Here is a 26,309-nt window from a genome sequence, read left to right on the forward strand (position 1 = left end):
AGTTGAATCACTTCATGAATACTACTAATCTGCATCCCGAAGCCGACGGTACACCGACTACTTCTGGTCGGTATTCCCGACAGCTTCTATTTGCACCTATAGGTACAGCAGGTCAAGCCAAGCTTGGAGCAGCACGTGTCGCTATCGTCGGCATGGGCGCATTAGGTACGGTATTGGCTAATCATATGGCAAGAGCAGGTGTTGGTTTTCTGCGATTAATTGACCGTGATTTTGTGGAAGAGAGCAATTTGCAGCGCCAGATGCTGTACGATGAAGCGGATGCTGCTGCCTCGGAGCCCAAAGCCATGGCTGCTGCCAAACGCCTTCAGCAGGCCAATTCCGAAATTACGCTGGAGCCGATCGTCAGTGACCTTAATGCAATCAATGCCGAAGCCTTGCTGTCCGATGTCGATCTCATATTGGATGGAACCGATAATTTCAGCGTGCGCTTTCTTGTCAATGATGTGAGCGCCAAACATCGTATTCCCTGGATTTATGGAGGTGCCGTAAGCTCCCGCGGTGTTTCACTAACGATAATTCCAGGGTCTACCCCTTGTTTGCGCTGCATGTTTGGACAATCGCCTGCTCAAGGCACTGCCGAAACCTGCGATACTGCAGGCGTGATTGGACCTATTATCCACACCGTTGCTTCCCATCAATCCACAGAAGCCTTAAAGCTGCTTGTAGGAGCTCATGAACAGCTTAACCGTAAAATGGTACATTGGGATCTGTGGCACAACCAGCATGCCGCTGTAGACGTCAGCAAGGCCCGTAAAACGGATTGCCCTGCCTGTGCGCAGGAGCGTTACGAATATTTGGAGCAGGATCTGGGAGAAGACACCATCCAAACCTTATGCGGTCGAAACTCCGTACAAATTCAGCCGCTGCACGCTGGAGCCTTTGATCTGAAGGAATGGGCAGCCAAGTGGGGGCAGCTGGGCAGCATTGAACTTAATCCTTTTCTCCTTAAATTCCATATCAACGATACATTAACCCTTGTCTTGTTTCCAGACGGACGAGTCATTATTCAAGGTACCGATGATCCAATTCAAGCCAAAAGCTTATATAGTCGTTATGTAGGAATGTAAGCCTAACCGCACTAAAACTTTTGTATTATTTAATCTATTCTTGACTATTATTCAAGTTTTATGGTTCGTTATGCTTATTGTCAAGTACTAGATGAGTTTGATAGGATGAATGCATAAAACTGGATTTATTCTACCAATTTTTTCATACTTTAGTTGAGGTGATCTTCTTGAGAGTTTCGGTTATGGATTTACAGGTTGGAGATCGCACTGGTTCTGATATTTTTAATAAAAACGGGCTCCTAGTCGTTTCTGCCCATACCGTTTTGAATTCTTCGGATATCAGTAAGCTTAACTTGCATCACATTGATTATGTCGACCTCATGATCCGATTCGACAATTCGTCTAAACATGAAGAAGAAGTTATATTGCCAGAACAGGAAATCTCCAAGCATGCAAAAGCTTACGAGGAGGCCGTTGACGGTATTAAGGATTTATTCGAACAAGTTGAAAAAAGCGGCAAGCTCGATGAATCCCAGGTTAACGATAGCTTTGCTCCGCTTTCAAACGAGTTTGTTCGTGAGAGGGATGTCGTTTCGCTGCTTCTTACCTTAAATAACCAGGATGATTACACATACCAGCACAGCGTCCAAGTCGGGATGATTTCTTATTATATTGCCAAATGGCTTGGACAAACCAACGAAAGAGCTTTAATAGCTGGAAAAGCCGGTTACCTGCATGATATAGGCAAATGCCGGATTGATAAAGCCATTCTAACCAAACCGGGACGTTTGACGGATGAAGAATTCGAAGAGGTCAAGAAACACCCTGCTATCGGTTATCAGCTAATCAAGGACTCTAACATGAGTGAAGCTTTGGCCCAGGCGGCGCTGCAGCACCATGAGCGATTTGACGGAAGTGGTTATCCACATGGGATCAAGGAGTCTGCCATTCTTCCGCTCTCCAAAATCGTTGCCGTTGCTGATATATACAGTGCAATGATATCTTCCCGTGTATACCAGAAAAAACGGGATCTACTGTACGTATTAAGAGAGCTTCATAGACTCAGCTTTGGTAAGCTTGATCCCAAAATTACTCAGGTGTTTATTCGCAATATGATTCCAAATTTTATTGGTAAGCGTGTTCTGCTGTCATCCGGTGAGACCGGTTACATTGTTCTGACACATCCCTCGGATATGTTTAAACCTCTGGTGCAGGTGGATGATCATTTTGTGAATTTGACCGACCATCCCGAGCTCGTAATTGAAGAAGTGTATGTATAGTCGTATGATCATAATAAAGTGGTGTACATAGTATTAATGCCGCTTAGCCGAGCCTTTCTCTAGAGAAAGGCTCTTTTGCATGCTGCGGTAAAAGAAGTCAGCGAGTTGTTTTGTAACCCACCGAATCCATAGTTAATAAACAAATCTCTTGGCTTCCAAAAAGGTTTCTTTCCAATACGGTTTATTGATATTGGTGATTTGAACCCCATTTTCCGGTTCGGGTGACGAATGGACAATACGGTTATTGCCCATATAAATAGCCACATGGCCGACCGTCTTATTGGAGCGAAACCGGCCTGGCACATAAAAGAACAACAAGTCGCCTTTACGAAGCTGCTTCCTGCTAACGCTGGCTCCTTCAGCGGCCTGTGCACGCGCCGTTCTCCCTAAGGTTATGCCATAACGTCCATAAATGTAGCGAGTAAATGTAGAGCAATCAAACCTGCTCGACTCCGGGTAAGGAGGCGCTCCAAACAAATATTTGACACCCATATAGCTTTTGGCTTTGGCTATGAGTTGATTAACGTCGACATTTTTAAGCTTGGCAGCGGGAATCGCTGACTGTGAAGGCTCGGACACTCCAGAAGCTGCTGCACCACTGCCGTTATGGGCAAATGAAGCTACTGTCTGCTCTACATGATCTGCTGTTGGCTCTTCTCCCTTAAAAGGGTCATTCGGATCGTCCATAAAATCAGCATCTCCACCCGTGCTTGTATCTTCAGGTCCATTGATAGGTTGTGAGGGATTCCCGGACGATAGATCAAGCTTGACTTCTTTGTCTGTAACGACAAAATTTGTATACGATGCAAACAAGGGGGAAAGCGCTGATACAGGTACATAAACCATCGAATTGCGTAAAATAGGTGGCTGCGCTATCTGAATGGTCCCTTCATCCACCCGTACATTATCAGAACCAATCTTCAACTCATAAGCCGCGTCAAAATCTCCTAGCTGGTAAATATTCCGATCGGCTTCCCATTTGCTATGAAGCTGTAAGGCTTGTGCCAAATCGTTACCTGTTATATAAGGAATCCCATCATAAATGGAAATGGGTAGACTCGCCGATTCGACAGAACTCAGCGTGTTAACACCACCGACCCCACCTTTACTGAACGGTTTCAACTGCGAACCCGCGACTGACTGCTGCTGAACTTGCTTGGGACTGCATCCACTGCCTGCAGTGGTTAAACATACCGCCAATACACTGACGATCCCGTATTTGACTGGAAGCCTCATGGTAGGTCGCTCCTCTTTCTCATCATATAAACAACTTGATCTACTTGCTTAGCATGAGAATTTAAGTGCTCCCTTATGCATTTTTGTTGAAAAGCAAAAAGGCATCGCGCCTCCGAAGAGAAACGATGCCTTGCTATAGCTGAATAGTAAGCCAGTATATGATTAAAAATTAACCGATACTGCCTTCCATTTCAAATTTGATCAAACGATTCATTTCAACTGCGTATTCCATTGGCAGTTCTTTGGTGAACGGTTCAATAAAGCCCATGACAATCATTTGTGTAGCTTCGGCTTCGGTCAGTCCGCGGCTCATCAGATAGAACAATTGATCCTCGGATACCTTGGATACCGTTGCTTCATGCTCCAGTGTAATGTTATCGTTCATGATTTCATTGTATGGAATCGTATCCGAGGTGGATTCTTTATCCATGATCAATGTATCACATTTGATGTTAGCCTTGGAGCCTTGGGAGTTGCGTCCAAACGATGCCAGACCACGGTAAGTTACTTTACCGCCGTGCTTGCTGATCGATTTGGATACAATCGTGGAGGTTGTATCAGGTGCCAGATGAGTCATCTTCGCACCTGCATCCTGATGCTGTCCGCGTCCTGCTACAGCAATCGAAAGCACCATACCTTTAGCGCCGCGGCCTTTGAGTACAACAGCCGGATACTTCATGGTCAGCTTGGAGCCAATGTTGCCATCTACCCATTCCATCGTTGCATTTTCTTCAGCAACAGCACGTTTGGTAACCAGATTATAAATGTTTGGAGCCCAGTTTTGAATCGTCGTATAACGGGCACGGGAGTTTTTCTTACAAATGATCTCAACAACCGCACTGTGCAGAGAATTCGTGCTGTAAATCGGAGCTGTACAGCCTTCCACATAGTGAACAAAGCTGTCTTCGTCCGTAATGATCAGCGTACGCTCAAACTGCCCCATGTTCTCGGAGTTGATACGGAAGTAAGCTTGAAGCGGAGTATCCACCTTCACGCCTTTAGGTACATAGATAAAGCTTCCGCCTGACCATACCGCACTGTTCAGTGCAGCGAATTTGTTGTCGCTTGGAGGAATAATCGTACCGAAATGCTCTCTGAATATTTCCGGGAATTCACGAAGCGCTGTATCGGTATCCGTGAAGATAACACCTTTATCCTCAAGATCCTTTTGCATACTGTGATAGACGACCTCAGATTCATATTGCGCCGATACACCGGCAAGAAACTTTTGTTCAGCTTCAGGAATTCCAAGCTTATCAAAGGTTTCCTTGATCTCTGTAGGTACCTCTTCCCATGTCTTTCCTTGCTTCTCTGAAGGCTTAACATAGTACTGGATGTCTTCAAAATCCAGATCGTCCATGTTACCGCCCCAACGCGGCATAGGCATTTTCAAAAACTGCTCAAAGGACTTTAAACGGAATTCAAGCATCCAGTCCGGTTCTTTTTTCATTGCGGAAATTTCCATAATGATTTCACGTGTTAAGCCTTTGCCGCTTTTGAAGATTGATTCGTGCGTGTCACGAAATCCATATTGATAAGCTTCCATTTCGGGCATTTGCTTGGCCATAATAGGTAAACCTCCTTTAAAATATCGTTCGTAGTACTATGATATTCGACTTTATTCCTGTCGTTGCGATTGTTCAATTCCCTTGCGTAAGGCGTTCCATGACAACGTTGCGCACTTGATGCGTGCCGGAAATTTGTTCACCCCTGAGAGGGCCTCGATATCCTCGTATTCAAATTCTACAGGCTCGCCCTTCATGAGCGAGGAGAATTTGTCTGCCATCTCCAACGCCTCTTCGATTGTTTTGCCTTTGACAGCATCCGTCATCATCGAAGCGGAGGAAAGGCTGATGGAGCAGCCTTCACCAACGAATTTGGCAGCTTTCACCTTACCATTATCAATCTGCATCTGAAGCTGAATCTTATCGCCGCAGGTTGGATTGTTTAAGTCAATGGTAACAGCTTCATCTTCAAAGGTGCCGCGGTTACGAGGAGTTTTATAATGATCCATAATGACTCGACGGTACAAATCATCCAATTGCATGGCCGAAGTACTCCTTTGTTTTTAGAAGCGAAGCAACCAGACGGTCAACATCCTCTTCCGTATTATAAAGGTAAAAGCTCGCCCGAGCCGTTGAAGATACTTGCAGCCAGCGCATTAAAGGCTGGCAGCAGTGATGACCTGCACGAATAGCAATTCCATCCGTATCCAGTACGGTTGCTACATCATGGGGATGAACATCACCTAAATTAAAAGTAACCAAACCGGCTCGATCCGTAAGTGGTCCAAAAATCTTCAAATCCTCAATCTCACTCAAGCGCTCTACAGCATAAGCAGTCAGCTGCCTTTCGTGACGTTCAATCGCATCCATTCCGATGCTCTCCAGAAAATCTATCGCAGCGCCAAGGCCAACAGCTCCAGCAATGACAGGTGTACCCCCCTCGAACTTCCAAGGGAGCTCCTTCCAGGTAGAATCATACAGATCCACGTGGTCAATCATTTCGCCGCCAAACTCGATAGGCTCCATATGCTCAAGCAACGTCTTTTTGCCATACAGGGCACCAATGCCGGTTGGACCGCACATTTTGTGCCCTGATAAGGCGTAAAAATCACAATCAAGGTCCTGTACGTCAACCTTCAAATGCGGTGTGCTTTGTGCACCGTCAACGACCATCTTCGCACCATGACGATGCGCGATTTCCGCAATGGCTTTAACTGGATTCACAACACCAAGTACGTTGGAAACATAGGTAACCGATACGATTTTGGTACGCTCCGTGATCGTATCTTCCACGTCCTGCAGTAGAATCGAACCATCCTCCTGAAGAGGAATATATTTCAACACGGCACCGGTCGCTTTGGCCACCTGCTGCCATGGAATCAGATTACTATGATGCTCCATTGGGGTAATGACAATTTCATCACCCTCCTGACAAATCACACGTGCATAACCAGATGCGACCATATTCAAAGCCGTTGTTGTGCCGCGGGTAAAAATAACTTCTTCCGTAGAGCCTGCATTTATGAATTTGGCTACCTTTTCACGTGCACCCTCATAAGCGTCAGTAGCTCTCGAACCCAACGTATGCACACCACGATGTACATTGGAGTTATCAAATTCGTAATAATGCTTGATCGCTTCAATAACGGACACCGGTTTTTGCGAGGTCGCAGCCGAATCCAGATATACCAGTGGATGACCGTTTACTTCCTGATGAAGGATGGGAAATAGTTGACGGATCTCTTTGGTATTCATTGTCCCAGCTTCCTTTCAACGAAGCGCTGCAGCTGTTCCTGGATGTTTTTCATTGGGATGATAGACACAACGGGTGCAAGGAAGCCATAAATAACCAGACGCTGTGCTTCTTCACGTGTAATCCCGCGGGACATCAAATAATGAATCTGCTCCGGATTTACTTGACCTACGCTGGCGGCATGTCCGGCTTTCACATCATCCTCATCGATGAGCAGGATTGGATTCGCATCGCCGCGTGCTTTTGGACTCAGCATAAGCACTTTTTCGGTTTGCTGGCCATTGGCGCCTGTAGCGCCTTTTTCAATCTTGGTGATTCCGTTAATAATCGCCGTAGCTGCATCACGCATAACGGCACGGGTAATCATGTCGCTGCTCGAGTTTTTGCCAAAGTGAACGGCACGAGTGGTTACATTCAGCTTCTGTTCGTTGGTACCGACACAAATGATTTTGGCATCGGAGGTTGAGCCGTTGCCCTTCAACAGTGATGTCGTATCCGACATGACGTTGCCATAGTTCATCTCGCCGATTACCCAGTTCATCGTAGCATCCTGCTCAACAACAGCTCTCCGGTAGGAAAGATCCGTAACCGATTCGTCAAAGTTGTGGACCGAAGCATAATTGACAACCGCTCCAGGTTTCAAGATAACCTCTACAACACCGTTCTGAACAAGATGGTTCAAATCACCATGAGAAGCAAAGTTATCGACATACGTAACATAGGAATGCTGCTCGGCAATGATGAGCACATGAGGCGAGAAGCACGCATCAGCGTCATCAGTCAGGAATAAAGCCTGCAGCGGCAGTTCGACTCTTACATTTTTAGGTACATACAAGAACACGCCACCGCTCCATAGTGCTGTATGAAGAGCGGTCAGCTTATTCTCATCCTTGCTGACCACACTCATGAAATACTGCTTAACCAGCTCAGGATGATTCGTTAAAGCTGCTTCAAGACTTGAGAAGATCACGCCCTGCTTGGTCAGCTCCTCTGAAACATTTTGAAACACGATGCTGGAATTTCTTTGAATGATCAAGCTGGCCTGGTCGCTGTCATCCTGCAGCAGCGCTTTGGTGAATGCAGGCAGCTGTTCTGTTGAGGTTATTTCTGTTTCTGCTTTATGGGTTCCGAAAGAACGAAGGTTCCAACGGTCAATTCTTGTTTTTTCAAGCACGGGTAATTCCAACGATCCGGCCAATTCCAACGCTTCTGAACGCAGATTGGTCATCCACTCAGGCTCTTGTCTCGATTGTGACAGCTGCACGATGGCTTGACGATCGATGGGAAGAATGGCTTGTGTAGTCATATTTATTCCTCCTGTACGATTATCGCTTAGTATTTTGGACCTGGAGTGTTCATGGGGATTTTAAATTCTTCTTCCTGTCCGCCAACCGTCTCATCGTCAATGCCCAGCTCTTCCTTAATCCAGTCGTAGCCATCATTCTCAAGACGTTCTGCCAGTTCAGGTCCGCCCGATTTCACTATACGTCCTTGCATCATAACATGTACAAAATCCGGTTTTACATAGTTAAGCAAACGTTGGTAATGGGTAATAATCAAAAAGCTGCGGTCTTCGGAACGCATCGCGTTCACACCTGCTGCAACTATACGAAGGGCATCTATATCCAAACCGGAGTCGATTTCATCCAAAATAACAACACTTGGCTCAAGAAGCAGCATTTGCAAAATTTCATTACGCTTCTTTTCTCCACCTGAAAAGCCTTCATTTAAATAACGGTGCATAAACTCCGGATTCATTTCAAGCTCTTTCATTTTGCTTTCCATTTGTCGGATAAAGCGGATCAAGGAAATTTCGCTGCCTTCCTCACGGCGGGCATTAATTGCACTGCGCAGAAAATCGGCATTCGTGACACCGGTAATTTCACTTGGATATTGCATAGCAAGGAAAATACCTGCACGGGCTCTTTCGTCAACAGCCATTTCGAGAACGTCTTCGCCATTGAGCGTGATCGCGCCTTCGGTAACTTCATATTTGGGATGACCCATGATAGTGGAAGCAAGTGTACTTTTGCCTGTTCCATTGGGCCCCATGATTGCATGGATTTCTCCGCCCTTCATGGTAAGGTTCAAGCCCTTCAAAATTTCCTTGCCTTCGACAGTAGCTTTCAAACCGTCTATAGTGAATTCCGTTGTTTGTGCCATGATCTTATTTCCTCCATATTTAAGTCTATATTTAGAGTGATTATTCTTATCTAATAATCATTATAAACTGATTATCATTGATTCTCAATGGTTTGAGAGAACTGTTTGCAAATTATATACAAAACATGCCTCATAAAAACAGCTTTTTGGGCCTTCTACTATCATTACCCTTTTAATGCGTTCTTGATTTGAGCGATGGCTCCATTGAACACTTCATCTGTAAGCACAGGCTTACGGGATGCAGTATGGACCATGCTGCTCTCCAATTGAATCCATGATTTGCATCCTATGTAAGAAGGAATAATCGGCAGCTTGATCGGCTTATCCAGCTCGTACACCCGAAGTAGCATCACATGAAGCGGCTTGGTGCGCTTCCACTTTAATCTTTCCTCGGCAAATGTATCTGTCCATAGATGCAGCTCGCTCAGCTTGTTCAATTGATCCTGATCTTCTATTAGTATATCCTCTACCAGCTCAGCGTAACAATGAACTTCAACCTCTGTATCCCCAGTGCTCCAGCCCTCCAAAGTCAGATCCAGCTGATATTGATGATCCGGTTTAATCCATTGTTTTTTCTGATGCTCGTAGGTCGGGTACAAATAGAAGCTCTCGCTTTCAATATGGAAGTCCCGTGTTTCCTCACGAATCCCACCTTTTCGCATGATCATGATTTGCCGACCTGCTCGCAGTGCTTCTATAGCTATGGCCCATTCCTTTAAAGCGACCGGCTTTAACGTGCTTTCCGTCATTACTCTCGCCTCCCTTCAAAAAAAATTATGAAGCCAGCTGTAATTCACAATACTCCATTATAAGATTGATCCGCCCGACAATGCAACTATTTGGCAAACATACATTTAACGATTTTACCCCAACCTATAGATGCATTCGAACATCCACTCAAAATTACGAGGAGGAACCATCATGAGAGAAGGACTTATTCCTACTGTTTTGGGTACAGCGGTGACGGCTTCAGGTGTTGCACTAAGGGGTAAGTACCCCATGGCGGCAGCAGCCGTAGCAGGCTTCGGATTGGCTCATATGGTATTGGGTGCCATCGATCTTGTGGAGCATCGGGGTCGCGGCAAGCAATTCTAAAGCTGTTTGATGCAGAATGACAAGGAAAGGGAGGGCCTAAGCCCTCCCTTTCTTTATTATGGGATTCCCTCAATTAGCGATTTGCTTGAGCTGTCCGATTGGACTCGCTATTGACAACGAGCACCGGCCCATGCAATCGTTCAAATTGCTGATGATTAGCTTTATAAGGATTTGCAAGAATCGGCTCCCCTTGAGCCTGCATTCCGAGCGTTAGTATAATACCTACAGCGAACACTATAGACAGTAACTTTACAAGCAGCTTCATCCTATGAAACCCTCCCGATATGAATCGTATAGGTATAATATAGAATCTGAGCGTCATCGGTATATTATCTCCAGATGTATTTTTTGTAAATGACGTTCTGTTTCAATCTTAACCCATGATCTGCTATTCCAAGCGAAGTCTCATTTTGCTATACTATAGGTTGGCAGTCTTATCGGATGAAGAGCATACTTGATGCATTTTTCCATGAAATTTTATAAGCATATGCTTACGAGATTATTAGAATACCCAACTCGAAGGAGGAATATGAAACCATGACTACATATCACGCTTTGACAGAAGCAGAAGCAGTAGCCTACGCTCGCACCATACCTGACTTATTCACCGCTGGAAGTGAGCTTTCCAGTCATGAAATCGGGGACGGCAATTTGAATCTCGTATTTCATATTTCAGAGGCTTCGACAGGTAAAAGTATTATTTTGAAGCAGGCCTTGCCTTATGCCAAGGTTGTCGGGGAATCATGGCCGCTCACGCTGGACCGGGCACGAATTGAAAGTGAAGCTTTACAGATACAAGAGTCCTTATGCCCCGATCTGGTGCCGCATGTGTATACGTATGATAAAGATTTGGCCTTAACAGTGATGCAGGATTTAAGTGATCATGTTATCATGCGTAAAGGGTTGATGGATGGCAACCGCTATCCGTTGTTTGCGCAGCATATTGGACGTTTCATGGCCCACACGTTATTCTATACGTCGGATCTTGGCATGAATCAGCAGGAAAAAAAGCTGCGCGTCAAGCAATTCATTAATCCCGAGCTTTGCAAAATCACGGAGGATCTGATCTTCGATGATCCTTATCGCGATGCAGATACGAACGATATTCCTCCGGCAATCCGCAGCGAAGTTGAGGCTCTATGGGTCGATAAGGAGCTGCTGCTCGAGGTTGCCATTCTGCGCAGCGGCTTTCTGACCAAGGCTCAAGCACTACTTCACGGGGATTTGCACACCGGCAGTATTTTTATTACTGAGGATTCCACCAAGGTTATCGATCCCGAGTTCGCTTATTATGGTCCAATGGGCTTTGATATCGGGGCGGTATTTGCCAATCTGCTGTTGAATTATGCTGCACAGGAGGGCTGGAGTCAGGATCAACTGTCACGTGATGATTACCGCGGTTATTTGCTTGGAACCATCCGTGATATCTGGCATACGTTCAGTGGTGAGTTTCGCTCGATCTGGTCCCTGTATGGCGTAGACCGCGTATTTGCGGGCGAAAAATATCAGGAATGGTATCTGGAGCAGGTGCTTCGTGACGCGATCGGTTATACCGGATGCAAAATGGTCCGCCGCGTACACGGTCTTGCCCAGGTTGCCGACATAAATAAGCTTGAGGACGAAGCCGCCAAGGATCGCGCACGGCGCATTGCGCTTCGCATCGGCACGGCCCTCATCAAGCATAACCGTCAAGCTCAATCGATTAACGATCTGTTGGAGATTGCGGCCGAAGCGATTGAACAGAAATAGAAAGGAGCATCTGGGATGAGCATACAAGAACAGCAGGAAGAAAAGAATAAGGCGGCCGATTGGCTGCAGTCGGTACGCTGGAACTCGGCGACCCAGAGTTTGGATTTGCTTGATCAACGGCAGCTGCCGGATGAAATTGTGTATTTGGAGCTGACGACAGCCGAGCAGGTGTGGGATGCGATCAAGCAGTTGGCGGTACGCGGCGCGCCCGCAATCGGGATCGCCGCGGCGTACGGGGTTTACCTCGGCGCGCGGGATACAAGCGGCAGCCTGGAGCTGCTGCTTGCCGAGACGGTCAAGCAGTGTGATTATTTGGCGACGTCGCGCCCGACGGCGGTGAACTTGTTCTGGGCGCTGGAGCGGATGAAGCAGCGTGCCACAGAGCTTGCTTCCGCTGGCGGCGAGCCGGAAGCGATGAAGCAGTCGCTGCTGGATGAAGCGAAGCTGATCCAGAGCGAGGACGAGGAAACGTGCCGGCTTATCGGCGTGCACGCGTTGGATTTGTTCGAGGACGGAATGGGCGTGCTCACGCATTGCAATGCCGGCGGTCTGGCGACAGCACGTTACGGCACGGCTCTAGCACCGATGTACCTGGCCCAGGAACGCGGCATCCATCTCAAGGTGTTTGCCGATGAAACCCGACCTGTGCTGCAAGGCGCACGCCTGACAGCGTTCGAGCTGCAGCAGGCAGGCGTTGATGTAACTCTCATCTGCGACAACATGGCTGGAGTCGTCATGAGTAAAGGCTGGGTACAAGCAGTCATTGTCGGCACAGACCGTGTCGCAGCTAATGGCGACGTAGCCAACAAGATCGGTACCTACAGCGTGGCTGTTCTAGCCAAAGCTCACGGGATTCCTTTTTATGTGGCTTGCCCGATGTCCACGATTGATCTGAACACGGCCAATGGGGCAGACATTCCGATTGAGGAACGTCATGAGGATGAAATTACACAAGGCTTTGGCAAGCGCACCGCACCAAAGGGTGTTAAGGTGTTCAATCCTGCCTTTGATATCACACCGAATGAATATGTAACTGCGATTATTACAGAAAAAGGCGTAATCCGCGCCCCTTATCACGAGAATCTAAAAAAACTTTTTGAATAGAATAGAAACTATCGACTTTAGGCAGCAGCTGCGATCCACGCGGCTGCTGCTCTTTATTTTCTACGTATGGCTCTCACATTTTTTCACACTTCATTCACATCCCGTTGCTACAATATTAGAAAACTGGCTCCCCTCTGCCAAGTCGCTTGAAAGTTGAATGAAATCTCGCAATACAATCAAACAAGGTGATGTTATCGCGTCATTGTTCAACGATATCCCGCAAAATGACATTCAAGCAGTCCACGATAGAACGCCAATAAATACGAGCAACGACTTACAGCATGCAGCTGCTGGTGGCGCTGGCGGTACGGATGTAGGTGGCACAGGTGGCGGCGACAACCAAAGCAGCGGGCGGGAACCATCGATAAATATTACATAAGGAGGAGGTATTTCCCGGATGCATTCCATGATCGAACTCCGCAATATTACCAAGGTGTATGAACGCGGCGCAGAGAAGCTGCACATCTTAAACGACCTCTCGCTGTCTGTGGCCAAAGGCGATTTCGTTGCTATAATCGGCCCCAGCGGCTCCGGTAAATCAACGCTTATGAATACGATCGGGTTGCTGGATATCCCGACTTCCGGCAGCTATCTACTCGATGGCGTAGCTACCGAAAAAATGAGCGATAATCAGCTGGCAGAGCTGCGGAACAAAAAAATCGGCTTTATTTTTCAACAATTCAATCTGCTGCCCCGGCTGAATGCTTTGGAAAATGTCGAGCTGCCCCTGATCTATTCGGGCCTCGGCAAAAAAGAACGGCGGGAAAAGGCAATGCGCATGCTCGAATTGCTCGGAATGGGTGCGCGTGGTCACCACAAGCCAAGTGAGCTATCCGGAGGTCAGCAGCAGCGGGTTGCCATCGCCCGGGCATTATCTGGCTCTCCCTCCCTGCTATTGGCGGATGAACCAACGGGCGCACTCGACACCAAGACAGGCAATGAGGTTCTCGAACTGGTCATAGAGTTAAATAAGCAGGGTAATACGATTGTGCTGATTACACATGACAACCATATCGCCGAGCATGCCAGAAGGGTTATTTCCATTCGGGATGGTGCGATCGTCAAGGATGAACGACTTTTACCGCTGCCTGGCGAAGAATCCACTGATTAGTGTTGCTTGTATTTCATTGCTCGAAATATACTGCTCCAGTTGTTAATTGAAGCCACGATGATCAGCGGTCTGGGCGGGATTATTTAATCACTTCTGAAACATCGGCATTCGTACATGTTCACCGGAGATCGAGCAGGCTGTCACAGCGGAGCTTCCCTTTTTGTTGAATCTCGATTCAAAGGAATCAATAAAATCAATAATCTGCTGCAAGGAAGCCATTTGATTGTAGATTTTTTCCTTATGGCTCTGAATCTTGGCATACAGCTCAGGAAATTCAGTGAGATCATCGTCATACGATAAATTCAAAAAAGGCTTCATTTCATCCAGCGACATTCCCGTTTTTTTGAGACATATGATCAGCTTCATCGTAGCAATATCCTCAGGATGATATATACGATGTCGGTTTTCCTTACGTTCTGCTCGCGGAAGAAGACCAATTTTCTCGTAGTAGCGAATCGTATCTTCTGATAATTCGGTCTGTTCCGCAGCTTCTTTAATCGTGAATACACGAGCCTCGCCCAATCTGTTCACCCACCTCTATCTTCAATTGATTCGATTATATAACTTGGAGTCAACTCCAAGTCAAGTATCGATGTGTCTTTTCACGCTTGACTTGGAGCCGACTCCAGGTTATACACTGAATCCATCGAATCGAACCTGAATCGAAACTAAACGATGGAGGTCATCATAATGAAGACAAGGGGACAAGATCAAACTGCTCTTATTACAGGTGCAAGCAGCGGGATCGGGCTCGAATTAACCCGCAAAATGCTGGCAGAAGGTTGGCAGGTCATTGCCCTGATCCGCTCGGGCTTCCCCGAGGACGACACACGGATTCAGAAGTGCCTTGACGCAGGGCAGCTTAGGATTTTCAAAGCTGACCTTACCGATTTCAACAATTTGAAGCATGCTCTGCGCCAGATCAAAGCTGCCGAGGTGAAGATCGATCTGTTGTTCAATAACGCAGGCGGCAGCTTCCCGGAGCTTAGCTTTTCCAAACAGGGACGCGAGATGCATTACGAGCTGCAGACTGTAGTGCCCTACATCATTTATATGGAGCTGAAGGAGCTTGTTCAGCGGGGAAGCTTGAAAACCATCGTGAACACCTCTACCCATGCTTTTAAATATATGAAGCATTTTGATCCCGACACACTGGAGCATCCTACCGTATTCAAAAAGCTATTCGGTCCATATGCAGCTTCCAAGCTCGCGCTTTCCCTGTGGACGCAGGAGATCGCTCCTTTGGTCGCCAATGAGGGAATCAAGATTCTTAGTGTGGATCCAGGTGGCAATAACACGATCAGAAAAGGTAAAAATCCAGGATTGCCATTTTATATTAAACCGATAATGCAGCTATTTTTTCCACACCCGAGTAAAGGAGCTTCGCTTCTGTACGAAGCTGCTTTAGGTGAAACCAACCATCGGTCTGGCGTCTTTCTTGTACAAGGAAAGGCCACGGAGTTGAAATTCGGCGAGCATGGCCGTAACCTACTGGAGACAATAAGCTCCATCTACCAACGGGAATTCACAGCAGACGGAACGATATAACTGATTGTGTACAGCTCAAAACCCCAAAAAAGCCTGACGTCCAAGCGAATTGGATGTCAGGCTGTCGTTGCAGTGCTGCTTATATGTCGATCTAGAGCTAGTGTTAGCCTTTAACAACATCAATCAGCAGTGTCTTGATCTCATAAGGTTTAATAGCCAGACGAATAACGGAGGTATTCGACGGTTCACCCATCGGCCGCTCCATCAAATCGCATTCCTGCCAGCCGCAAATCGTGTAATCACTGTTCAATTCAATCGTTCCGCGCTGTCCGCCAAACTCGTGGAAGCGCAGTACAACGCGACCATCATCCTCGGATTTTTTAACGGCATCTACGTGCACGTATCCGCCTGTTAACCTGAATAACGATGCAGGCGCATCAGAAGCACCCGGCTTGCTCGACATTGGGGCGTTCAAATCCCAAGCCTCAACAGCCGTTCCGCCTTCAATCCAATCTCCCGCATGCGGCAGCAAGGAGTAAGTGAAAGCATGATGCCCTTGGTCTGCCTGATCATCGGGAATCATTGCCGATTTAATTAATGTCAGCCGCATCACATTATCCTTAATATCGTAGCCGTATTTGCAATCGTTAAGCAGACTCACTCCATAACCACGCTCGGATAAATCGGCCCATTGGTGCCCAACAACCTCAAAGCGTGCATAATCCCAGCTAGTGTTCCAATGTGTTGGCCGTTTCACATTCCCATATTGAATATCAAAGGTCGCTTCCGTTGAACGTACCTCAACCGGGAATGCAGCTTTTAACAGCTTGCGCTGCTCATGCCAATCGATTTCATTCACAAAATCAATTCGGCGTGAATCGCGATAAAGAACCATTTTCTGCACGATGGAAGAATCCTTATAGGTCCATTTAAACGTCACAACAGCACGAAGCGCTCCGATTTCGCTAATGACAGCTGAAGTTAAATCAGTAATTTCTTCCTTCTTCTCCTGGTAATAAATATCAATATCCCAAGCCTCATGTCTGCTTTTCGGTTTATCCTCAAACACCTGCAGCACGTTGCCGCTGAAGCCCTCCGCCAACACTTCACGCTGTGCCGTTTTGTCCCAAATTGAAGTCAATTGCCCTTGTTCATTCCATGTCAGCACATAATGAGGTGTTTCAATCCCATTGTTCAATGAGGAGAACACTTCTGGGTACAAATCCGTGTTAGGCTCACTGCTAATAAGATTATTGAATACAGCGTAAATCGTCGAATAACCCATGGAGGCAACTCCGTTCAACTGCACCCACCATCCGGCAGCATCCTGCTGTGCAATGAGCGCATCACCCTGCGCATCCGTCCACTCCACATGACGATTAGCTGTCAGGAAACCATCATACCTGACTTGTACCAGACCTTTTCTTTCCCAGCCTGCGCTGTTCCATACCGTATAAACCGCTCTGTCGTCGGAAGCTTGCGTTGTACTTGCTGTATTGGCTGAGATAGTGGCATCAGACGTGACAATTAGTGCTTCATCGGCCTGGTCGCATGCGAGCTGCAGCAGCTTTTCTGCTTCTGCATATTCTTGCGTCGAATCCTCATAAACCTCTTTTATCGAAGAGCCTGGAATAATATCATGAAACTGATTCCGAAGCACAATTTTCCAAGCCTCATCAATTTTTCCCTTTGCATAAGGCTGCCAATTTTCTTGGACTAAGCTGCCCATAACGGCCAGCCATTCTGCTTCGCGGGCAAGCAATTCCAGCCTACGATTCATCAGCTTGTTGTATGCCTGGCTCGTATAAGTACCACGATGCAGCTCCAGATACAGCTCGCCATCCCACGTATGCACATACTCCTTCGTTTCTGCAATCGTTTGGTGCAGCGCGGCGAAATAATCATCGACACGCCCTGTGGTTACTTGCGGAATACCTGGCAATTCAGCCAGCCTGCGGCGCAGCTCCAGCATTTCTCTATTAACGCCACCGCCGCCGTCTCCATATCCATAGGCCAACAGCAGCTCCTGATTGACACCCTTGTCACGATATGTTTCCCAAATCCCATTAACTGATCTGGCTGTTACCTCTCCGTTATACGTATACAGCCAGCCTCCATCACCTGCATCAGGATCAGGTGTCGTAATAAAATGCGTTAATACCTCTGTGCCATCAATCCCCCGCCATTGAAAGGTATCATGCGGCATACGGTTATATTGATTCCAGCTAATTTTGGTCGTCATGAAGGTATCGATCCCTGATTTTCGCAAAATCTGTGGCAGCGCCCAGCTGTAGCCAAATACATCAGGCAGCCACAAATAAGTGCATTCCGCACCAAATTCCTCACGAAGAAACCGCGTACCATAGAGCAGCTGTCTGACCAAGGACTCCCCAGAGGTCAGGTTGCAATCCGCTTCCAGCCACATGCCGCCGCCAGCCTCCCAGCGTCCTTCCTTGACTCTCACCTTAATTTGCTCATACACTTCCGGATAGTCAGTTTTGATATATTCATACAGCTGAGGCATTGTCTGTAGGAACACATAATCCGGGAACTTTTCCATCAGACGCAGAACCGTGGAAAAAGAACGCACCGCTTTCTCCCGCGTATGCTTAAGCCGCCACAGCCAGGCCACATCTATGTGCGTATGCCCAATGCAGCGTACCGTTACCGCATGATGCTTTGGAAGCTCCTTGACCGTTGCCCTCAGCAGCTGCGCCGCGGCGTTTACCGATGCGTAAAAATCATCGGATCCCGGTCGGGACCAATCCACTAATAAAAAAGCCTGATCAACCGCAGACAGCAAGGTCTGCCGCTCCGGTGAATGCTCATGAATCACTTTGGCAACACTGAGTGCTGCGCGGGCTGTGTAATACAAATCATCTGCCGCCTCATCCAGCCAGCACAGCTCGGCACGCTTCAGTTGATGCTCCATAATCGCCTTGGAATTATAGCCTCCCAAGCCGCTCCACAATCTGAAACATAGCCCAAGTGTTGCTCCCGCCGCCTCTTCGAAAAAAACCTCCTGATGATTGGAGTCAACACCTTGATAAGGTTGTCCATTCACATACAACAGCGACTCAAAGCCTGAGCTTCCTCCAGTTTTACCAAAATCAAACCGACCCAGCACCTTCTTGCCCTGCCAGTCCTTCGGCACCACGACATCGGCTGCCAGCCACAGATAACGGTCACGCCCCTGCCAATACTCGCCCAAGGACATTTCCTTCGTATCTGGAAACTGCGTTAAAGGTAATACAGGGCGTCCGCCAATTTCACCCTCAGGATCCTCCAGGCTTTGAAAAGCTGGAATCGATAATCGATCTCTGTAACGAAATTCATCAAGCTCAATCACGCGGGCGTTCAATTTTTCCCATACATAAAACATTCGGATCACTCCCTGTATTTGATATAACACGTGTTATTAAATTTCAAAAAAAATTAGCTGCCGACACTATCTCTAACTATAAGCTGTGAGGACACCATTATATCACTATGATCTGTATACGCTCTACGGCCGTCAATCGTTTCCAGTATACGTTCCGCTGCGAGGCGGCCCATCTCTACATAAGGAACCTCTACGGACGTAATCGTCGGGTACATATGCTGGTTGATCCGCTCCGTATTGTCGGCTGCCATCACATGAATGTCGCGTCCAACCTCAATTCCAAGCATCTGCGCGGCACGGCATACATACACGGCCCCTCTTGACCAGTTAGTCAATATGGCTGATGGCTTGCTGCGTTCAGAAACCCACTCTGTCCAAAATTCACGCCTATGCTCCCATGGACCATCTAACGCCGATAGCGTACAGGGCTCCAACTGCTTGTCCGCCATCCATTGCTCATAGGCTTGCCGCCGCTGACGATCTCCGCTGCCAAGCTGAATATGCTCATGGTACATCTCGATATATACAGGGGCCAAACCCGTTCGTTCCCATATAAAATCAAGCGCACGGTGTATACTTTCCCGATAATCCATTAATACCGAAGTAATCTGATCATGCTCGGGATAACCTTCTACTGATATATAAGGCAGCTTGTGGCTGTTCACCAATTCCACCCAGGTTTCACTTACTTGATGCGGTCGGTCCAGGGCGACAATGCCATCTATCCGCCGCTGCAGGTACAAATCGAGCAGTCCCTCCAGCTTCTGATGCTCCGACGGACCGAATGGATACAGCAGTACATGGTAACCCTGACCTGCACATGCGGCCTGCATACCTTCAAGTACCTGCAAAAAAAGCAAATTCGTCACATTGCCATACGCGGCCAGGCAGCGGCTAAGACCGGTCTTCATCCCTCTTGCCTGTGCATCGACCTGATAATTCAGCTCACGAATCGCTTCCAATACAGCCTTTCGCTTTTCCTCACCAACCCCAATTCCCTGGGTTCCGTTTAACACAGCCGAAACGACACTTCGGGATACACCGGCACGCTTGGCTACATCAAAGCTGGTTACTCTTTTACCCGTCATGATTAACACCTCAGCTCCAATATAACACGTGTTATTAAAAGCAGCAATATATTTTACCACAACAAAAAACGCCGGGATCAACCTCCAGCGTTTGTTAAATTGTTATAAAAGTGTTAAGCGTGCATGAGCTGTTTAAATTGCTGAGTTGCCACATAATATTGAAATTTATTCAAATCACTCGGTGAGATCTTGTGAATCTCGGCTCCGTAACGAATCGTTTTCTCCAAAATGTGTGCGTAACGAACGATAATTTTAGGCATGATGCATTCATCGTCGCAAAATATTTTGGTATCGTACACATGGTTCAGCTTGATCGAAAAATCGTTGACCTCCAGGCCAATTCCGATTTGACTTACATTGGATATCCGAACAGCTGTAATTTTGAAATCATCGTTAAGTGTCGCATAGGTGTTTAATTTAAAGCTTTTTATCGGTTCCATATCGTCATTCATAAAGTCTTCATACGCTTTCTCTGGCCTTTTTCCTATGTTAAACAATTCCGATTCTGCAGTCGCAAGAATCAGCTTTGTTGAGGATGCATATAAAACCTTTGTCGGTTGGCGTCTTTGGAAATCAAAGCATAACACTTTATCTCCTCTTGCAAATTCTACAGGCTTTAAGGTCTCAACTTCCATCATATCTGGTTGATCATACCCTATGCGTCCATGATAAACTTTTCCTTTGTGTAATAATTGAATGTCTCTCATAAGAACACCTCCACTTAAGCTATACACATACTATACGTGAAAATGTTTCAAAAAGTTTGAGGTAACTATTAGAAATTGATTAGCTTTCTTGACGAAATTCATCAAATCTTGTCGAACGTTCAAGAAGTTTGATTCATGGCTGTGGCTATGTCCTTGTCTAAACCCATGCTTTGGTGCGTTGGCGAGGACATGGGTATGGGGTTCCAACCGTTGTTGAAGTCGTGTTCCTTGGATCAGGCAGGGTGGTGGGAACACGACTTCAAAGACGGCCCGTAGACTTTCCACCTACCACCGCAATGATTTTCTGGGACATCCAAAGACATCCGATAGGCCTCATCACCATCTATCTATATGTAAAAAAGCTCTTCGGGAACACCCGAAGAGCTTTCAACTCGTTAATATTCTATGTGGATACAACCGTCGATCTTAATGCTCCATATGATCTTCCGGTTGAGCCGCTTTTACTGTTAATCCGCCATCAACCATTAATAGATGACCATTAATCTGCATCGCTTCATCGGAAGCGAGGAATACGACAGCATCTCCGATTTGCCGTGATGTGCCCAGCCGCTTCATCGGATTAGCCTCAATCTCTTTGGCACGAATTTGCGGATCCGCCAAAAAGTCCGTACACATATCGGTATCCACAGTGCTGGGTCCGACTGCATTTACATTAATGTTGTACTTACCCAACTCGATAGCCATCCCTTTGGTTAACATATGTGCGGCTGCCTTGGACGATTGATAATGAGGAATCACCGGACTTGTTACCACAAGGCTCGCCGTGGAAAGCACATTAATAATTTTGCCGTAACGCTTTTCAACCATCGTCTTGGCTGCAAGCTGAGAACAGAGGAAAATCGATTTGACGTTCGTCGCATAGGTCCGATCCCAGGTCTCTTCAGTCAGCTTCATAAACGGTTCGAACGGTGCTATTCCGGCATTATTGACCAGAATTTCAATATCGCCCAGCTCCTCGCGAACCTGCTCGAACATCGCTTCCACCTGTTTGCCATCACCAACATCTGCCTGTACGATCATCGATTTTACGCCTAACGCCTGAATTTGTTCTTTTACCTTTTCCGCAAGCGAACGTGAACGATCTGACGTATAGTTGACAGCTACGTGAGCGCCCTCTTCAGCCAACCGCAGTGCCACAGCTTCACCGATTCCGCGGCTGCCGCCCGTTACCAAGGCAACCTTATTTGCTAATCTTGCCATTTACATAGGCCTCCCTTATAAGCTCGGTCCGATACGGTTGATGCTGAATTCGGTATGACCGAGAATTTCAGCCTTCGTCAGCTTGCCGTTCGCTACCGCTTTAATTTCTTCCCAAATCATTTCTCCGGCATCTTCCAGACTTAGCGTCCCTGCCAGCATGTCACCGACATTAATATCCATATTGTCACTCATCCGCTCGAACATCCGTGTGTTACCGGTAATTTTGATGACAGGCACAACCGCAGAGCCGGTTGGAGTACCGCGTCCGGTTGTAAAGCATACGAGATGGGCTCCACCTGCAGCCATACCGGATACGCATTCAATGTCATTACCCGGGGAATCCATAAAATACAGACCATGCTTCGGAATCGTCTCGGCATACTCAACAATCCCCTTAATAGGTGCCGTACCGCATTTGCTGATGCAACCCAGAGATTTCTCCTCAATGGTCGTTAAGCCTCCTGCAATATTGCCCGGGCTTGGGTTGCCACCGCGCATATCGGCGCCCATTCGCTCTACTTCTTTTTCAAAACGGTTGACGATGGTGTACAACATGTCAGAGGTTTCCGGTGTGGCACAGCGGGAAGCCAGAACGTGCTCAGCCCCGATAATTTCCGTAGTTTCTCCAATCACGACACCCCCGCCAATCTGAATCAGGGAATCCGCTGCTGCACCCAATGCAGGATTGGAAGCAAGACCCGAGGTTGCATCAGAACCGCCGCATTTAACGCCAATGATCAGCTCGCTGAAAGGAATCGGCTCCGACTCCATCGCATCCAGCTGCTGCTTCATCTTCTTCGCCAGCTCGACACCGTGCTGAATCGCTTTAACCGAACCGCCGACGGACTGAATATCGAATACCTCAACCAGCTTACCAGTCGCACGTACCGCATCTGCCAGCTGCGTAGGGTCGATCACCTCACAGCCCAAGCTGATGATGATAACTCCGCCTACATTCGGGTTTTTGCCTGTACCTGCCAGCATATCAAATGTCCGATCCTTATCCGCACCGATTTGGCTGCAGCCGTGCTGATGCGGAATCGCTATCGTTTCCGGTACCATTTGCATAATACGGCTGCATACCTGATTGGCACAAATCACAGTGGGAATGATTAATAAATGATTGCGGATGCCTACTGTTCCGTCCGATCTTCTATAGCCCATCATATGCTCCATTACAAATTCCTCCTTTGAGTCTGCTAAGCAGAGCTCACCTGCTATATGTTCAAGCCTTAGGCGCTTGATCGCCGCGTCCACGAATACCTTCGACATTATGGACATGAACGTGCTCACCCGCACGAATAGCGGTCGTCGTTCTGCCGATCACTTCACCGTATTTACGAATGTCGGTACCTTCGGCAATATCCATAATCGCCAGCTTATGACCGAATTGAATCGCATCCACCAGCGCAAGCTCATGAACCGCATCCTGTACACGATAGGCAACCTTGCTCCCCTGCTCCAAATCCTTGATTGCTGTAGCAACATGATCCCTTGCATCCATGACCAGGGCGTCTGCCCCTACTTCAATTTGATGTCCTGCCATTGTAATTGATAACCTCCTGATAGCTTCCTTAAGAAGCCGGGATCGTAAGCATGAACCGGAATGTCTTCGTAAAAAACAGACTACGTAAGCATCCCATCTATTCGTACTGTGACATTACCGTTGTTCGGCTACCATCCGGTTCGTTAATGTACCGAGTTTTTCCACTTCAATCGTCACCACATCGCCGTCTTTCAAATAAACCTGTTTGTCCTCAGGCAAGCCCAATACGACACCCTCAGGGGTTCCAGTTAGAATAATATCTCCCGGTACCAGCGTCATATGCTGAGAAATATAGCTGACGATTTCATCGCAATGGAAGATCATATCCGACGTATTCGAGTTTTGGCGCTGCTCACCGTTAACTAGCGTGCGAATGCCCAGATTGTTAGGATCGCCAACCTCATCAGCTGTCACCAGGTAAGGCCCAAGCGGGCTAAAACCATCCAGGCTTTTGCCAAGCAGCCATTGCTGAGTACGCAGCTGCAAATCACGAGCGGACAGATCATTGACGTTACAGTAACCGAACACATGGCTGAGTGCATCTTCCTTGGTTACATACTTGGCTTTGGTTCCGATGACAATAACCAATTCACACTCATAGTCCACCTTGCTAGTCACTCTTTCTGCAAGTGATACATCAGCACCATGACCCGTTAGCGTATTATTGAATTTATTAAAAAGGATTGGATATTGCGGAATCGGCGCATTGGTTTCTTCGGCATGCTTCCGATAGTTCAAGCCTACGCAGATGATTTTGTTCGGATGGGTCACACACGGTCCCAATGTCAGCTCAGACTCAACCAGCACATGAGCGCTTGGGCCGCGATCAGCAGCGGATAGTACTTGATCCACATAGGCTGCAAGAGCTGCTAGAGCATCTGCACCACCATCAATGACTTCATGTACCGTTTGCGGGACGACTTGACCTTCCAGTGCCGGAATTTCCTCAAGGGCAGCCGTAATATGTACAATCCCTTGTTCGGTCTTCACACCCAGCTTTTGTTGACCCTCTTCAATAAAAGTAAGCAGTTTCATAAGTTTCATTCCTCCATCATATATAGTTAGATTTAGCCGTATTGAATCTTAAGCATTTTTACCAAAAACAACGCCGCCATCAATATACAGCGGAGAACCCATCATAAAGCGGGAGTCATCCGAAGCCAGGAACAATGCCGCCTTGGCCACATCCTCAGGTCTGCCCAAGTCACCGCTAAGCTGGCGTTTCTTGAGAGAATCGATCGCTTCCTCCGGATCATCGTAGGAGGTACGCAGGTAATTTTCCACAAAAGGTGTGAGAATCGTGCCCGGGAGCAGCGCATTAACGCGAATTTGGTAAGGTGCATAGTCAACCTGCATCGATTTGGTAAGGGACAATACAGCACCTTTGGTTGCTGAATAAGAAGCACGACGGCCCAAGCCGATTTCGGCTATGCAGGAGGACATATTAATGATCGAGCCTTCACGGCGATCCATCATATGCGGCAGCACATATTTACATGGCAAAAACACACCGCGAATGTTGATCCTGATAACACGATCCCAATCCTCCGGTTCTACCTCATGAATGGCTCCGATACCGCTTACCCCTGCATTATTAAACAAGACATCAATACGACCGTAGGTGTCGATAGCCTGATCGACCATCGCTTTAACCGATTCTGGAACTGTAGTGTCTGCCTGGATAAAAAGCGCCTTGCCTCCAGCCTGATGAATTTCTTCCACGGTTTCAAGACCGCCTTTTTCAACCAGGTCATTTACAATGACAGTAGCGCCTTCTTTGGCGAACAGCAACGCCGAGCTTTTGCCGATACCTGATCCAGCACCCGTAATCAAAACGATTTTATTGTCTAATCTCACTCATTATCATTCCTTTCGATTGATATTAAACAGAACTATGTGAAAGCCTTGCAGCCAAGGCACAAATTTCACGCTGCGCCAGCTCCCGCTTTTGCTCCCATTCATGTTGAAACATCGAGCAGCTGATCGCCGCTATGACCTGACCCTGCGTATCTCTAACCGGTGCCGCCACACAGCAAAAACCCATTACAGCTTCCTGTAGATCAAATGCAACACCATGCTCGCGGGAAAGCTCCAGCTGTGAAATCAAGTCACTGCGATTCTTAAGCGTATGCGGTGTTGGGCAGGGCTGAAGTACCTCATCCGGAAACAGGCTTTCAATAACCGAGGTTTCCAGATCAGCCAGCAGTGCTTTGCCAAGTGCCGTCACATGAGCAGGCAGCTTCATACCAGGCTCGGAAGCTAATCGGACCGGAGATGGCATTTCCTCCTTGGCCAGATACAGCACCTCGTGCTGTTCCAGTCTGGCTAGTTGAATCGTTTCCTGAATCTTGTGTTTCGTGATAGACGCTTCCTTGCGAAACCGTTCTATTAAACTGAATTGCTTGAAAAAAGAGTTTCCGATAAACCCGAGTTTGGACCCCAAAGAATATGTCCCCTCTGCATCCCGAACAACCCATTCCAACTGCTCCATCGTATTCAGTAACGAAAACATCGAGCTTTTATTAATACCAAGCTGCTTCGAGAGATCAATCAGCTTCAGCTTGGAGGGCTGCCCGGAAATGGCCAGCAGGATATCATTAGCTTTGTCCAAAGCCGGTACCCAATACTTTTTGTCCATATTCCCTCCCAAGATGAAAAACAAATGTGGTTTTGTATAATAAACCTTAGTTTTGTATAATCTACATTTTAATCCTAACACCAGCCAATTCGTCTGTCAACGGGTTACTGCCTAAACATTTTTCTTCATTCCCCACTGAATAGGATTAAGAAAAAGATCGCCCTCGAAGTAAAGGACGATCCATGTAGTAATATCTATCAAGAAATCAAATCTAT

General features: G+C 47.2%; 26 protein-coding genes. 8 read left to right on the forward strand and 18 right to left on the reverse strand.

Going from position 1 to position 26,309, the window contains the following annotated elements; genetic code table 11:
* Positions 1-14: 14 nt before the first annotated feature.
* Positions 15-1,088, forward strand: coding sequence for a ThiF family adenylyltransferase (locus NST47_RS30020; RefSeq protein ID WP_341158413.1), 1,074 nt, complete (start codon positions 15-17; stop codon positions 1,086-1,088).
* Positions 1,089-1,270: 182 nt separating this feature from the next.
* Complete coding sequence (locus NST47_RS30025) at positions 1,271-2,308, forward strand: HD-GYP domain-containing protein (RefSeq protein ID WP_341158414.1); 1,038 nt, start codon at positions 1,271-1,273, stop codon at positions 2,306-2,308.
* A gap of 132 nt (positions 2,309-2,440) precedes the next feature.
* Here the strand turns inward: NST47_RS30025 and NST47_RS30030 are convergent, their stop codons facing one another.
* From NST47_RS30030 to NST47_RS30060, 7 genes are all read right to left on the reverse strand, one after another.
* A complete protein-coding gene (locus NST47_RS30030; protein WP_341158415.1) occupies positions 2,441-3,544 on the reverse strand; it encodes a C40 family peptidase in 1,104 nt (367 codons plus the stop codon).
* Between the two features lie 169 nt (positions 3,545-3,713).
* The gene (gene sufB / locus NST47_RS30035; RefSeq protein WP_262688065.1) at positions 3,714-5,111 is read right to left on the reverse strand and encodes a Fe-S cluster assembly protein SufB; all 1,398 of its coding nucleotides are present in this window, start codon (positions 5,109-5,111) and stop codon (positions 3,714-3,716) included.
* A 51-nt stretch (positions 5,112-5,162) separates the two neighbouring features.
* Positions 5,163-5,591 (reverse strand): Fe-S cluster assembly sulfur transfer protein SufU, encoded by a 429-nt coding sequence (gene sufU / locus NST47_RS30040; RefSeq protein ID WP_076233112.1) that lies wholly within the window; start codon positions 5,589-5,591, stop codon positions 5,163-5,165.
* Positions 5,578-6,804, reverse strand: a complete 1,227-nt coding sequence (locus NST47_RS30045; protein WP_341158416.1) for a cysteine desulfurase — start codon at positions 6,802-6,804, stop codon at positions 5,578-5,580. The genes sufU and NST47_RS30045 overlap by 14 nt, the downstream gene beginning before the upstream one ends.
* Positions 6,801-8,108, reverse strand: coding sequence for a Fe-S cluster assembly protein SufD (gene sufD, locus NST47_RS30050; RefSeq protein ID WP_262688062.1), 1,308 nt, complete (start codon positions 8,106-8,108; stop codon positions 6,801-6,803). The genes NST47_RS30045 and sufD overlap by 4 nt, the downstream gene beginning before the upstream one ends.
* Positions 8,109-8,134: 26 nt before the next feature.
* Entirely contained in the window at positions 8,135-8,965 is an 831-nt protein-coding gene (sufC, locus tag NST47_RS30055) for a Fe-S cluster assembly ATPase SufC (protein WP_341158417.1), read from the reverse strand.
* A gap of 164 nt (positions 8,966-9,129) precedes the next feature.
* The gene (locus tag NST47_RS30060; RefSeq protein ID WP_341158418.1) at positions 9,130-9,714 is read right to left on the reverse strand and encodes a DUF1802 family protein; all 585 of its coding nucleotides are present in this window, start codon (positions 9,712-9,714) and stop codon (positions 9,130-9,132) included.
* A 172-nt stretch (positions 9,715-9,886) separates the two neighbouring features.
* Between NST47_RS30060 and NST47_RS30065 the strand changes: the two genes are divergently transcribed.
* Positions 9,887-10,060, forward strand: a complete 174-nt coding sequence (locus NST47_RS30065; protein WP_076233107.1) for an asparagine synthase — start codon at positions 9,887-9,889, stop codon at positions 10,058-10,060.
* Between the two features lie 73 nt (positions 10,061-10,133).
* On the opposite strand, the gene NST47_RS30070 is transcribed toward NST47_RS30065, so the two are convergent.
* Complete coding sequence (locus NST47_RS30070; protein ID WP_341158419.1) at positions 10,134-10,325, reverse strand: hypothetical protein; 192 nt, start codon at positions 10,323-10,325, stop codon at positions 10,134-10,136.
* A 272-nt stretch (positions 10,326-10,597) separates the two neighbouring features.
* Between NST47_RS30070 and mtnK the strand changes: the two genes are divergently transcribed.
* The 4 genes from mtnK to NST47_RS30090 all read left to right on the forward strand — a co-directional run bounded on the left by mtnK (position 10,598) and on the right by NST47_RS30090 (position 14,024).
* Positions 10,598-11,809, forward strand: coding sequence for an S-methyl-5-thioribose kinase (mtnK, locus tag NST47_RS30075; RefSeq protein ID WP_341158420.1), 1,212 nt, complete (start codon positions 10,598-10,600; stop codon positions 11,807-11,809).
* A 15-nt stretch (positions 11,810-11,824) separates the two neighbouring features.
* Positions 11,825-12,913 carry an S-methyl-5-thioribose-1-phosphate isomerase gene (gene mtnA / locus NST47_RS30080; RefSeq protein ID WP_341158421.1) on the forward strand — a complete coding sequence of 363 codons (1,089 nt, stop codon included), beginning with the start codon at positions 11,825-11,827 and terminating at the stop codon, positions 12,911-12,913.
* 157 nt (positions 12,914-13,070) lie between these two features.
* Positions 13,071-13,292: a hypothetical protein gene (locus NST47_RS30085; protein WP_341158422.1), complete on the forward strand. Its 222-nt coding sequence runs from the start codon at positions 13,071-13,073 to the stop codon at positions 13,290-13,292.
* An 18-nt stretch (positions 13,293-13,310) separates the two neighbouring features.
* Positions 13,311-14,024 carry an ABC transporter ATP-binding protein gene (locus NST47_RS30090; protein ID WP_341158423.1) on the forward strand — a complete coding sequence of 238 codons (714 nt, stop codon included), beginning with the start codon at positions 13,311-13,313 and terminating at the stop codon, positions 14,022-14,024.
* A gap of 87 nt (positions 14,025-14,111) precedes the next feature.
* Here NST47_RS30090 and NST47_RS30095 read toward each other — a convergent pair whose 3' ends face one another.
* Entirely contained in the window at positions 14,112-14,546 is a 435-nt protein-coding gene (locus NST47_RS30095; protein WP_341158424.1) for a MerR family transcriptional regulator, read from the reverse strand.
* A gap of 168 nt (positions 14,547-14,714) precedes the next feature.
* Between NST47_RS30095 and NST47_RS30100 the strand changes: the two genes are divergently transcribed.
* Positions 14,715-15,572, forward strand: a complete 858-nt coding sequence (locus NST47_RS30100; protein WP_341158425.1) for an SDR family NAD(P)-dependent oxidoreductase — start codon at positions 14,715-14,717, stop codon at positions 15,570-15,572.
* Between the two features lie 103 nt (positions 15,573-15,675).
* On the opposite strand, the gene NST47_RS30105 is transcribed toward NST47_RS30100, so the two are convergent.
* The 9 genes from NST47_RS30105 to NST47_RS30145 all read right to left on the reverse strand — a co-directional run bounded on the left by NST47_RS30105 (position 15,676) and on the right by NST47_RS30145 (position 26,094).
* Entirely contained in the window at positions 15,676-18,894 is a 3,219-nt protein-coding gene (locus tag NST47_RS30105; protein ID WP_341158426.1) for an alpha-mannosidase, read from the reverse strand.
* A 53-nt stretch (positions 18,895-18,947) separates the two neighbouring features.
* Positions 18,948-19,982, reverse strand: a complete 1,035-nt coding sequence (locus NST47_RS30110; RefSeq protein ID WP_341158427.1) for a LacI family DNA-binding transcriptional regulator — start codon at positions 19,980-19,982, stop codon at positions 18,948-18,950.
* 113 nt (positions 19,983-20,095) lie between these two features.
* Positions 20,096-20,689: a PilZ domain-containing protein gene (locus NST47_RS30115; RefSeq protein WP_341158428.1), complete on the reverse strand. Its 594-nt coding sequence runs from the start codon at positions 20,687-20,689 to the stop codon at positions 20,096-20,098.
* Between the two features lie 426 nt (positions 20,690-21,115).
* Positions 21,116-21,910: an SDR family NAD(P)-dependent oxidoreductase gene (locus NST47_RS30120; RefSeq protein ID WP_076233087.1), complete on the reverse strand. Its 795-nt coding sequence runs from the start codon at positions 21,908-21,910 to the stop codon at positions 21,116-21,118.
* 15 nt (positions 21,911-21,925) lie between these two features.
* Positions 21,926-23,086, reverse strand: coding sequence for a UxaA family hydrolase (locus tag NST47_RS30125; RefSeq protein ID WP_341158429.1), 1,161 nt, complete (start codon positions 23,084-23,086; stop codon positions 21,926-21,928).
* 49 nt (positions 23,087-23,135) lie between these two features.
* Positions 23,136-23,456, reverse strand: coding sequence for a UxaA family hydrolase (locus tag NST47_RS30130; protein ID WP_341158430.1), 321 nt, complete (start codon positions 23,454-23,456; stop codon positions 23,136-23,138).
* A gap of 114 nt (positions 23,457-23,570) precedes the next feature.
* Complete coding sequence (locus NST47_RS30135; protein WP_341158431.1) at positions 23,571-24,491, reverse strand: fumarylacetoacetate hydrolase family protein; 921 nt, start codon at positions 24,489-24,491, stop codon at positions 23,571-23,573.
* A 48-nt stretch (positions 24,492-24,539) separates the two neighbouring features.
* The gene (locus tag NST47_RS30140) at positions 24,540-25,313 is read right to left on the reverse strand and encodes an SDR family NAD(P)-dependent oxidoreductase (protein WP_076233083.1); all 774 of its coding nucleotides are present in this window, start codon (positions 25,311-25,313) and stop codon (positions 24,540-24,542) included.
* A 25-nt stretch (positions 25,314-25,338) separates the two neighbouring features.
* Positions 25,339-26,094 carry an IclR family transcriptional regulator gene (locus NST47_RS30145; protein ID WP_341158432.1) on the reverse strand — a complete coding sequence of 252 codons (756 nt, stop codon included), beginning with the start codon at positions 26,092-26,094 and terminating at the stop codon, positions 25,339-25,341.
* Positions 26,095-26,309: the final 215 nt, after the last annotated feature.

This window comes from Paenibacillus sp. FSL H8-0034 (assembly GCF_038000305.1).
Classification (GTDB): Bacteria; Bacillota; Bacilli; order Paenibacillales; family NBRC-103111; genus Paenibacillus_S.

Coding starts and splice junctions, on each gene's coding strand:
- NST47_RS30020 (WP_341158413.1), top strand. CDS start 15: ATGAATACTACTAATCTGCATCCCGAAGCCGACGGTACACCGACTACT.
- NST47_RS30025 (WP_341158414.1), top strand. CDS start 1,271: ATGGATTTACAGGTTGGAGATCGCACTGGTTCTGATATTTTTAATAAA.
- NST47_RS30030 (WP_341158415.1), bottom strand. CDS start 3,544: ATGAGGCTTCCAGTCAAATACGGGATCGTCAGTGTATTGGCGGTATGT.
- sufB (WP_262688065.1), bottom strand. CDS start 5,111: ATGGCCAAGCAAATGCCCGAAATGGAAGCTTATCAATATGGATTTCGT.
- sufU (WP_076233112.1), bottom strand. CDS start 5,591: ATGCAATTGGATGATTTGTACCGTCGAGTCATTATGGATCATTATAAA.
- NST47_RS30045 (WP_341158416.1), bottom strand. CDS start 6,804: ATGAATACCAAAGAGATCCGTCAACTATTTCCCATCCTTCATCAGGAA.
- sufD (WP_262688062.1), bottom strand. CDS start 8,108: ATGACTACACAAGCCATTCTTCCCATCGATCGTCAAGCCATCGTGCAG.
- sufC (WP_341158417.1), bottom strand. CDS start 8,965: ATGGCACAAACAACGGAATTCACTATAGACGGTTTGAAAGCTACTGTC.
- NST47_RS30060 (WP_341158418.1), bottom strand. CDS start 9,714: ATGACGGAAAGCACGTTAAAGCCGGTCGCTTTAAAGGAATGGGCCATA.
- NST47_RS30065 (WP_076233107.1), top strand. CDS start 9,887: ATGAGAGAAGGACTTATTCCTACTGTTTTGGGTACAGCGGTGACGGCT.
- NST47_RS30070 (WP_341158419.1), bottom strand. CDS start 10,325: ATGAAGCTGCTTGTAAAGTTACTGTCTATAGTGTTCGCTGTAGGTATT.
- mtnK (WP_341158420.1), top strand. CDS start 10,598: ATGACTACATATCACGCTTTGACAGAAGCAGAAGCAGTAGCCTACGCT.
- mtnA (WP_341158421.1), top strand. CDS start 11,825: ATGAGCATACAAGAACAGCAGGAAGAAAAGAATAAGGCGGCCGATTGG.
- NST47_RS30085 (WP_341158422.1), top strand. CDS start 13,071: ATGAAATCTCGCAATACAATCAAACAAGGTGATGTTATCGCGTCATTG.
- NST47_RS30090 (WP_341158423.1), top strand. CDS start 13,311: ATGCATTCCATGATCGAACTCCGCAATATTACCAAGGTGTATGAACGC.
- NST47_RS30100 (WP_341158425.1), top strand. CDS start 14,715: ATGAAGACAAGGGGACAAGATCAAACTGCTCTTATTACAGGTGCAAGC.
- NST47_RS30105 (WP_341158426.1), bottom strand. CDS start 18,894: ATGTTTTATGTATGGGAAAAATTGAACGCCCGCGTGATTGAGCTTGAT.
- NST47_RS30110 (WP_341158427.1), bottom strand. CDS start 19,982: ATGACGGGTAAAAGAGTAACCAGCTTTGATGTAGCCAAGCGTGCCGGT.
- NST47_RS30115 (WP_341158428.1), bottom strand. CDS start 20,689: ATGAGAGACATTCAATTATTACACAAAGGAAAAGTTTATCATGGACGC.
- NST47_RS30120 (WP_076233087.1), bottom strand. CDS start 21,910: ATGGCAAGATTAGCAAATAAGGTTGCCTTGGTAACGGGCGGCAGCCGC.
- NST47_RS30125 (WP_341158429.1), bottom strand. CDS start 23,086: ATGGAGCATATGATGGGCTATAGAAGATCGGACGGAACAGTAGGCATC.
- NST47_RS30130 (WP_341158430.1), bottom strand. CDS start 23,456: ATGGCAGGACATCAAATTGAAGTAGGGGCAGACGCCCTGGTCATGGAT.
- NST47_RS30135 (WP_341158431.1), bottom strand. CDS start 24,491: ATGAAACTGCTTACTTTTATTGAAGAGGGTCAACAAAAGCTGGGTGTG.
- NST47_RS30145 (WP_341158432.1), bottom strand. CDS start 26,094: ATGGACAAAAAGTATTGGGTACCGGCTTTGGACAAAGCTAATGATATC.